The sequence below is a fragment of the Roseiarcus sp. genome (assembly GCF_049514155.1).
GTDB lineage: Bacteria > Pseudomonadota > Alphaproteobacteria > Rhizobiales > Beijerinckiaceae > Roseiarcus.
The window spans coordinates 1-8,686 of sequence record NZ_JBEKVH010000162.1 but is presented as its reverse complement, the minus strand read 5'-3'; the positions used below and the strand labels follow the sequence as shown (position 1 = coordinate 8,686).

General features: G+C 67.0%; 8 protein-coding genes and 2 pseudogenes. 3 read left to right on the top strand and 7 right to left on the bottom strand.

Translation table 11 applies throughout. The features are described from left to right. Positions 1 to 101: 101 nt before the first annotated feature. From ABSF49_RS18140 to ABSF49_RS18110, 7 genes are all read right to left on the bottom strand, one after another. Positions 102 to 308, bottom strand: coding sequence for a hypothetical protein (locus ABSF49_RS18140; RefSeq protein ID WP_424114048.1), 207 nt, complete (start codon positions 306 to 308; stop codon positions 102 to 104). Beyond that, positions 305 to 1,927, bottom strand: a complete 1,623-nt coding sequence (gene ettA / locus ABSF49_RS18135; RefSeq protein ID WP_424114047.1) for an energy-dependent translational throttle protein EttA — start codon at positions 1,925 to 1,927, stop codon at positions 305 to 307. The genes ABSF49_RS18140 and ettA overlap by 4 nt, the downstream gene beginning before the upstream one ends. 70 nt (positions 1,928 to 1,997) lie before the next feature. Beyond that, positions 1,998 to 2,516, bottom strand: coding sequence for an RES family NAD+ phosphorylase (locus tag ABSF49_RS18130; RefSeq protein ID WP_424114046.1), 519 nt, complete (start codon positions 2,514 to 2,516; stop codon positions 1,998 to 2,000). Continuing rightward, complete coding sequence (locus ABSF49_RS18125; protein WP_424114045.1) at positions 2,513 to 2,911, bottom strand: antitoxin Xre/MbcA/ParS toxin-binding domain-containing protein; 399 nt, start codon at positions 2,909 to 2,911, stop codon at positions 2,513 to 2,515. Before ABSF49_RS18125 ends, ABSF49_RS18130 begins: the two co-directional genes overlap by 4 nt. Positions 2,912 to 3,005: 94 nt before the next feature. Continuing rightward, positions 3,006 to 4,040 carry a protease SohB gene (sohB, locus tag ABSF49_RS18120; protein ID WP_424114044.1) on the bottom strand — a complete coding sequence of 345 codons (1,035 nt, stop codon included), beginning with the start codon at positions 4,038 to 4,040 and terminating at the stop codon, positions 3,006 to 3,008. Between the two features lie 278 nt (positions 4,041 to 4,318). Beyond that, entirely contained in the window at positions 4,319 to 4,789 is a 471-nt protein-coding gene (locus ABSF49_RS18115) for a hypothetical protein (RefSeq protein ID WP_424114043.1), read from the bottom strand. Between the two features lie 101 nt (positions 4,790 to 4,890). Then, a complete protein-coding gene (locus ABSF49_RS18110; RefSeq protein WP_424114042.1) occupies positions 4,891 to 6,021 on the bottom strand; it encodes a type III PLP-dependent enzyme in 1,131 nt (376 codons plus the stop codon). A 1,149-nt stretch (positions 6,022 to 7,170) separates the two neighbouring features. On the opposite strand from ABSF49_RS18110, the gene ABSF49_RS18105 reads away from it, so the two are divergent. The 3 genes and pseudogenes from ABSF49_RS18105 to ABSF49_RS18095 all read left to right on the top strand — a co-directional run. Beyond that, complete coding sequence (locus tag ABSF49_RS18105) at positions 7,171 to 7,518, top strand: cupredoxin domain-containing protein (protein ID WP_424114041.1); 348 nt, start codon at positions 7,171 to 7,173, stop codon at positions 7,516 to 7,518. Positions 7,519 to 7,534: 16 nt separating this feature from the next. Further along, a pseudogene (locus ABSF49_RS18100) lies at positions 7,535 to 8,370 on the top strand (FTR1 family iron permease). Between the two features lie 59 nt (positions 8,371 to 8,429). Beyond that, positions 8,430 to 8,686, top strand: a pseudogene (locus ABSF49_RS18095) (hypothetical protein); the annotation flags it as partial.

Below are 8,686 nucleotides of genomic sequence, written 5' to 3'. Positions count from 1 at the left end.
ACGACATCGTCGACCATTGCTGCGACGCCTGGAACAAGCTCGTCGATCAACCCTGGAAGATCATGTCCATCGGCCTGCGAGATTGGGCCTACAGGTCGTGATCAGAGAGTCTTGGTATAAGCTGCCCCCGACATCGCTTTTTCGACTTTCTGACCCTGGGTCTGTTGATAGGCGTTGAACAGATCGGGGCGCTCGGCGGCGAGCCACGGGAGCACTCGATTGAGTTTCGGTTCGGATGGTCGGTGCCGCATCACGATGACATCGTTGGGCTCGATCCCCTTCAATCGGAATAGATCATTGAGGTTCATCCCGGCTTTCCTTCAGCCCAAATGACGTTCTTGTCTTCCTCGTAGTCGGCGAAGTTGCCCTCGAACCACTCGACGTGGCTGTCGTCCTCGAAGGCGAGCATGTGGGTGGCGATGCGGTCGAGGAAGAAGCGGTCGTGGCTGATGACGACTGCGCAGCCGGCGAAATCCAGCAGCGCCTCTTCGAGCGCGCGCAGCGTGTCGACGTCGAGGTCGTTGGTCGGCTCGTCGAGCAGCAACAGGTTGGCGCCGCCCTTGAGCATCTTGGCCAGATGCACCCGGTTGCGCTCGCCGCCCGACAGCATGCCGACCTTCTTCTGCTGGTCGGCGCCCTTGAAATTGAAGGCGCCGCAATAGGCGCGCGAATTGATCTCGCGCTTGCCGAGCGTGAGGATGTCGTAGCCGCCGGAGATTTCCTCCCAGACGTTTTTCTTGTCGTCGAGCGCGTCGCGCGACTGGTCGACGTAGCCGAGTTGCACCGATTCTCCGATCTTGATCGCGCCGGAGTCCGGCTTGTCCTGGCCGGTGATCATGCGGAACAGGGTGGTCTTGCCGGCGCCGTTGGGGCCGATGACGCCGACGATGCCGCCGGGCGGCAGCCTGAACGACAGCTTGTCGATCAGCAGCCGGTCGGCGAAGCCCTTCGACAGAGCGTCGAACTCGATGACGTTCTGGCCCAGCCGCTCGGCGACCGGAATGACGATCTGGGCGATGGTCGGCGCCTTCTCCGACTGCTTCCTGACCAGCTCGTCGTAGGCGGCGACGCGCGCCTTCGACTTGGCCTGGCGAGCCTTGGGCGAGGCGGCGATCCACTCGCTTTCTTCGGCGAGCGCACGCTGGCGCGCGGCGTCCTCGCGGCCCTCCTGTTCGAGCCGCTTCTGTTTCTGCGTCAGCCACGCGGAATAATTGCCCTCGTAGGGAATGCCGCGGCCGCGGTCGAGCTCGAGAATCCAGCCGGTGACGTTGTCGAGGAAGTAGCGGTCGTGGGTGACGATCAGGATCGCGCCGGGGTAAGCGCGCAGATGGCCTTCGAGCCAATTGACGGTCTCGGCGTCGAGGTGGTTGGTCGGCTCGTCGAGCAACAGCAGTTCGGGCTGTTCGAGCAGCAGCCGGCACAAAGCGACGCGGCGGCGCTCGCCGCCCGACAGCGTGTCGACGTCGGCTTCGTCCGAGGGGCAGCCGAGCGCGTCCATCGCCTGTTCGACCTGGCTGTCGAGGTCCCACAGGCCCTTGGCCTCGATCTCGTCCTGCAGGCGGGTCATCTCGTCCGCCGTCTCGTCGGAATAGTTCATCGCCAGTTCGTTGTAGCGGTCGAGGATCGCCTGTTTCTCCTTGACGCCGAGCATGACGTTGCCGCGCACGCCGAGATCGGGGTCGAGATGGGGCTCCTGCGGCAGATAGCCGACCCGCGCCCCTTCGGCGAGGAAGCCCTCGCCGGTGAATTCGGGGTCGAGACCGGCCATGATGCGCAGCAACGTCGACTTGCCCGAACCGTTGACGCCGAGCACGCCGATCTTGGCGTCCGGATAGAACGACAAGTTGATGGCCTCGAGCACCTTCTTGCCGCCGGGCCAGGTCTTGTTGAGGCCCCGCATGTGATAGATGAACTGGCGGCCGGCCATGGGCGAAACGTCCTTCAAGCAAGGGAAAAGCGGGCGCCTCCCCTAGCAGGGGGCCAGCGGGGAGACAAGCTCACGGCCAGGAGAGCTGGTTCTTCGGCAGGCGGCCGCTCGGATCGAAGACTGCGACGCGATGGGGCTGACGTTTGCTCCAATCCCACAGCACGAGATTGACGTCCTGGTCGGTCGCGCCGCGCACGTAGCTCAGAGCGAGCAGGCCCGCCGCTCCCGCCGCGATCAGTCGATTGGCGAGCCCCCATGACGCGGGAATTCGGCCCGCGGCGGCGTCGGCGAACCAAGGACAGGCCATGTCTTCTTCGGCGACGTGCGCCGCCCTTCGCGCTTCCGCCGTGCGCAGATCGACGATGTCCTCGCAGTCGACTTCGTAAGTGCAGAGCACGCACGGCTCGAACTTGCGCGCGAAACCTTGGCTCGCTTCCTTGACCGCAGCGATCGGATCCAACGCGAGATAAAGCGCCGACCTGCCCTTCGGGTTGAAGCGCCCGCCGTGGACCGCGGCGCCTTCTCCCGACAACGGTTTGAACGACCAGCGGGGATCATGCGCGCGATACGCGAGCCCCTGGAACTTCACGCAAATCCGCCCATCGCGATCGAATCGAGGTAGTCGCGCAAGGCCGTCGCTTGACCCGACTTCACCAGCGACTCGGCGGTGCGGTCGCCGAACGCCGGGATGGGTTCGCTTCGATACCAAGCGACCGCTTGCGCGCGTCCCCCCGCCCAACCGGCGACGCGATTGAGGATTTCCGCCATTTCGGCGAGGCGGGTCACGGTCTTCGCCGCGTTCGCTCGCCGCGCCTTATAGAGCGCCTCCGGCTTGAGCCCGATCGATTCGGCCAACTGCTTCTTCGACAAGCCGAGGTCCATGACGAAGCTCCAGGGCGGCGCAGTTTCATGCGCGCGGCCTGGCGCGGCCTTCCGCGACGGCTTGACTTTCGCCATTCGCTTCTTCGAGACGACAGACGACATTGTCCGATCCCTTGCCATATTATTAGGGCATATTATGGGATCAAAGGCTCTGGCGCGCAAGTCCCGCCCGGGCGATCCGAGCCTTGCGGAGACCCTATTCTCCCGTCCCCCCGAACCCGGTCGACACCCGATCCCACATGGCGCGCGCCTCGCCGCCGAAGCCGCCGAAGAGCTGTTGCGCCAGGCTCTTGCGCTGCGCGGCGGCGATCTCGTAGAGCCGCGCCTCGCCGCGGGCGGAAAACAGGAATTCGTCGCTGGTCGCCAGCGCGTCGACGAGGCCGAGGCCGAGCGCCTCGCTCGCCAGCCAGACGTCGCCGTCGCCGACCTTGGCGATGTCGAGGCCGGGACGGCGCTCCTGGACGAAGCGCTTGAACGCCTCGTGGGTGGCGTCGAGCTTGCCGCGGAAATGCTCGCGGCCCTGCGGCGTGATCTCGCCCAGCACCGAGACGCTGCGCTTGTACTCGCCGGCGGTGATTTCCTCGTAGTCGATGTCGTTGCGCTTCAGCAGGCGGTGGAGGTTGGGGACCTGCGCGACGACGCCGATCGAGCCGACCAGCGCGAACGGCGCGGCGAGGATGCGGTCGGCGGCGCAGGCCATCAGATAGCCGCCGCTCGCCGCCACCTGGTCGACGCAGGCGGTCACCTTCACCTTGCGGCCCGTGAGTCGCATCACCTCGGCCGCCGCCAGGCCATAGCCGGTCACCGTGCCGCCGGGGCTCTCGATCTTGATCGCGACTTCGTCGGTCTGCGGCCGCGCGACGGCGAGCACGGCGTCGATTTCGGCGGCGAGCCGGCGCACCGCCCGCGCCCGCAGGTCGCCCTTGAAATCGAGGACGAAGATTCGCTTCTGGCCCACGCGCGCGCCCGACTTCTCCGCCGCCTTGGCCTCGCGCCGGCGCGCCTTGGCGCGCGCCTTCAGCGCCTTCTTGTCGAGCAGGCGCGCGTTGATCGCGTCGGTCATGGCGTCGTAGCGCTCGTCGAGCGAGCGCACAGTCAGGCGCGGCCCCTCGGCGTCGCCGCCGCGCATCCGCCCGGCGATCAGCGCGACGAATGCGACCAGCGCGCCGAGCGCGATGACGATCAACGCCGCCTTCAGCGCGAAATCGGCGATATCCAACCAGAACGCCATGATCGATACCCTCAGCACGCGGGAAGCCGCGGCGCGGCTCTTATCATCCGCAAGCCGCCGCGGCCACCTCGGGGCGCGCTCACAGCGCGCGGCGTTTGCTTGGGTATGTTTGCCGCCTGAACCCCCTCGTCCTGAGGCGCCGCGAAGCGGCCTCGAAGGACGCTTCCGTTCGCACGGACGGCGGCGCTTGCCGGGTCATCCTTCGAGGCCCTCGCTGACGCGAGGGCGCCTCAGGATGAGGCCCGCGTAGACCGAAGCGCAACATGCCGTCGGCGCGATCACGATCGCGAAATCGACCGGCAGCGGCGACGGGAAACGACGTCGCGCAGCGAACGCAGCGTTTCGTCGCCGAGCGTGAACGTGCGTTGCAATTCCTGCGACGCGGATCTGGCGCGTTCGGTCCGCGCCGCCGCCACGGTCTCGCTCGACAAGCCGCGCAATTCGTCTTGCAGCGCCTGGGCCGACGCGTAGAAGCTCGCCGACAGCCGCGCGAGATGCGCGCCGAGCAACGCCATCCAGCCCGCGTCGGCGCGATAGCTGAGCGTCGGCAGCGCCGGCAGGCTCGGCGCCAAGCCGCCTTCGCCGCAATGGGCGAGCGCGGCTTCGAGGTCGTGGGTCTCGAGCAGGGTCAGGGTTTCGCTGATTTCGCCGATCAGCCCGCCCGCAAGGGCGCGACGCGCTGCGCGCACGCCGCATGTCGCCGCAACCGTAGCGGCGAGCAACGCCACAAGGCCCCAAATGAGGCTCATCCCGACCCTCCCATGTCGGAATACAGGCGCGCGGATTCAACGCCTATTTCACGTTGGGAGCAAGCCGGCGCAGCGCCGCATCGCGGCGACGGGCGCGGCGGTCAGATCACATAGGATTTGAGCGGCGCAAAGCCGTTGAAGCCGACGGAAGCGTAGGTCGTCGTGTAGGCGCCGGTCCCTTCGATCAGCACCTTGGCGCCGATCTCGAGGCTCACCGGCAACATGTACGGGTCTTTCTCGTAGAGCACGTCGACCGAGTCGCAGGTCGGGCCGGCGATCACGCACGGCGACATGACGTCGTCGTCGTAGTCGGTGCGGATCGGGTAGCGGATCATCTCGTCCATCGTCTCGGCGAGGCCGTTGAACTTGCCGATGTCGAGATAGACCCAGCGGCGCGGATCGTCCTTAGACTTGCGCGAGATCAGCACCACTTCCGCCTCGATGATTCCGGCGTTGCCGACCATGCCGCGACCCGGCTCGATGATCGTTTCGGGAATGCGGTTGCCGAAGTGCCGTCGCAAAGCGCGGAAGATCGTCTGGCCATACATCCGCACGCTTGGCGTCGGCTTGAGGTAGCGGGTCGGGAAGCCGCCGCCGAGGTTGAGCATGGCGAGCTGGATTCCGCGTTCGGCGAGCTCCTTGAAGATCGTCGCCGAGGCTTTCAGCGCCCCGTCCCAGGCGCGCGGGTTGGGTTGCTGCGAGCCGACGTGGAACGACAGGCCGTGAGCGACGAGGCCGAGCCGATGGGCGCGCTCGAGCACCGCGACCGCGAGTTCCGGCGCGCAGCCGAACTTGCGCGACAGCGGCCATTCGGCGCCGGCGCCGTCGCAGAGGATGCGGCAGAAGACCTTCGAACCCGGCGCGACGCGCGCGATCTTGTCGACTTCCGCTTCGCTGTCGACGGCGAACAGACGCACGCCGAGCGCGTGGGCGCGCGCGACGTCGCGCTCCTTCTTGATCGTATTGCCGTAGCTGATGCGGTCGGGGCTCGCGCCGGCGGCGAGCGTCTGCTCGATCTCGGCGACCGAAGCGGCGTCGAAGCACGAGCCGAGCCGGGCGAGCAGATCGAGAATCTCGGGCGCGGGATTGGCCTTGACCGCGTAGAAGACGCGCGTGTCAGGCAGCGCCTTGGCGAAGGCGAAATAATTGTCGCGCACGACTTCGAGGTCGACGACCAGGCGCGGCCCGTCGTCCTTCGTTCGGGCGAGAAAGTCCTTGATGCGATCCGTCATGTCGGCGCCTCCGTCGGGCGGTCGCGATGCCGCCGGGCAAGAGCTTCAGGATCGTCGGCGATGCGCATGGCGGAGCGCGCTGTGGAGACGCGACCCGCTGGCGTTGACCCGCCGCCGAGGCCGCTCGCCTCGCGCTCGACGCGGCTTGAGAGCCGCGGCAGGCGCGCGTCGCGCGACCAGATGCTGCGCCGTGGCCGCTTGGGCCTCGCAGGCCAAAGCCTGCGCCGCTCTCACAGCCATCGTTTGGAGGGGAGGTATCCCTTCCGCACGCCCGGCAAGATAGACAAGCCTCTTCGGTAAGCCGACCTTTGGAGGGCCGGCAGAGACCAAAAAAGCCCGGTCCGTCGTTGCTTCAAGTCGCGTCCCCCGTTTGGCGGGGTACGCCGGTTCGCCTCCGGCTGCCGGTCTTTGCACGGGCGGTTAACTGGCCTCTTGTCCAGATCCCCGCCGACCGACACACGACCACAGGCACGTGCGTAGTGGGCAAGATGGTTATTTGTGCGAATCGCCTTCAAACGCAAGCGGTTTTTTCGACGCGCGGCGGTATTTCGGCCGTTGTCGCAAAAGAGTCGTGAACGCCCCGCCCGCCGGAGATCGAAGGCGCGTGCGGCCTCGGCCCGACGACGTACGAACGCCCGCCGCCGCGCCGGCGGCAAGCGCGAGCAATCGACGATCGCCGCCCCGTTCGCCGCCGCGCGCGGCTAGAAACAAAACGAAGTCACGATCGCTATGTTTCGCTGAATATTTGTTCTTTTCACGTCAAGATTTGATGTCTAGATCGTGAATACATAGATTTTTGCGCCGGATCAAAGCGACGATATCGTCTGTCTTGCAGTCTATATCGCTTATTAGAAATATTATAATCTGTCAAAACTTGCTTGCCGAGCGATTGTTTCTTCGTTATATCTTGCGCAGCGACAGCGGGCCTTGAACCCGCCGGTTAGCGAGGACGGGATGCACGACGATGAAGCCGCGCGCCGAGACGCGCGGAGGTTGGTTTTGACCCGCGCTGCGGGCGACGCCGGCGCCAATTCCCCAACCCCAGTCTTTCGCGCGCCGTCCGGCGCGTCGATCGTCCGCGCCCTCGCCCGCCGGGCGTCGTGATGACGCTTTGCGCGCCGCCGCCCCAACCCAATCCAGGAGAACCCGATGACCCGCACGCCGCCGCTTTCCGTTGTTGCGCTCGCGATCGCGCTTGCCGCCGGCGCCGCCGCGCCGGCGCTCGCCGATGACGAGACCCAGATCCAGATCACGCTCAAGGACCACAAGTTCGAACCGGCCGAGTCGAGCGTTCCCGCCGGCAAGCCGATCGTGATCGAGCTCGCCAATCAGGACGCGACGCCGGCCGAGTTCGAGAGCAAGGCGCTCAGGGTCGAGAAGGTCGTCGCCGGCGGCGGCGCGATCACCGTCAAGGTGCGCGCCCTCAAGCCCGGACGCTACCGCTTCTTCGACGATTACCACGAAGCGACCACCGAGGGCTTCCTCGTCGCCCAATGACCGGAAGGGACGCCTCATGATCGGCGCGCTGATTATCGTCTTTCGCGAAGTGATCGAGGCCGGCATCATCGTCGGCATCGTCATGGCCGTCACCCAGGGCGTGCGCGGCAGCCGGCTGATGGCCGGCGCCGGCGTCGCGGCCGGCGTTGTCGGCGCCTCCCTGGTCGCGGCCTTCGCCGGCGCTCTGGCCTCGGCGTTGAACGGCGTCGGCCAGGAGCTGTTCAACGCCGCGATCCTCAGCCTCGCCGTCTGCATGCTCGCCTGGCATAACATCTGGATGGCGAGCCACGGTCGCCAGCTCGCCGCCGATGCGCGCCAGCTCGGCCAGGAGGTTCGCAGCGGCGCGCGCTCGCTGTTCGCGCTGGCGATCGTCGTCGCCATCGCGGTGATGCGCGAGGGCTCGGAAGTTGCGCTGTTCCTCTATGGGCTCGTCGCCGCCGGCGGCACGACCGCCGGCGACCTGCTCGTCGGCTCGGCGCTCGGCCTCGCCGCCGGCGTCGCCGTCAGCGCCGTCACCTATTTCGGGCTGGCGACGATCCCGCCCCGCCGCCTGTTCGCGGTGACGACCGGGCTCATCACCTTCCTCGCCGCCGGCCTCGCCGCCCAGGCGGCGAACTTCCTGCAGCAGGCGGGGCGATGAGCGACACCGCCTGGGACACGTCGGCGATTCTCTCCGACACCAGCCTGTTCGGCCGCGTGCTGCACACGCTGATCGGCTATTCCGACCAGCCTTCGGTGCTGCAGGTCGTCGTCTATGCGGTCACGCTGGCGGCGATCTTTGCGCTGACCAAGGCCTTCGCGCCGCGCGCCGCCGCGCGTCCGCCGCAGACGCCGCTGGCGCAGAACAGTTGAGGCTTGCGCGACGGCCGTCGACGCGGCAGGGTTCCCTGCCCCAACCCGGAGGAACTCCGATGGCCAGTCTCGTTCGCCCGCTCGCCGCCGCCCTCGCGCTCATCTGCTTGGCGCCGCTGCCGCCGCTACTGGCGCCCGACGCCGCTCTGGCCCAAGCCCAGTCCCCCGGCGCGCCCGACCAGCCGATGAAGCAGGTCGCGCTCACCGAGGCGCAGATCCAGTCCTATATCGCCGCCGCGGCCGACATCGAGCCGATGCTTGACAAGATTCCGCAAAGCGATTCGGGCCAAGTCGACGCCAAAGTCCTGACCCAGCT

Coding starts and splice junctions, on each gene's coding strand:
- ABSF49_RS18110 (WP_424114042.1), bottom strand. CDS start 6,021: ATGACGGATCGCATCAAGGACTTTCTCGCCCGAACGAAGGACGACGGG.
- ABSF49_RS18115 (WP_424114043.1), bottom strand. CDS start 4,789: ATGAGCCTCATTTGGGGCCTTGTGGCGTTGCTCGCCGCTACGGTTGCG.
- sohB (WP_424114044.1), bottom strand. CDS start 4,040: ATGGCGTTCTGGTTGGATATCGCCGATTTCGCGCTGAAGGCGGCGTTG.
- ABSF49_RS18140 (WP_424114048.1), bottom strand. CDS start 308: ATGAACCTCAATGATCTATTCCGATTGAAGGGGATCGAGCCCAACGAT.
- ABSF49_RS18105 (WP_424114041.1), top strand. CDS start 7,171: ATGACCCGCACGCCGCCGCTTTCCGTTGTTGCGCTCGCGATCGCGCTT.
- ABSF49_RS18125 (WP_424114045.1), bottom strand. CDS start 2,911: ATGTCGTCTGTCGTCTCGAAGAAGCGAATGGCGAAAGTCAAGCCGTCG.
- ettA (WP_424114047.1), bottom strand. CDS start 1,927: ATGGCCGGCCGCCAGTTCATCTATCACATGCGGGGCCTCAACAAGACC.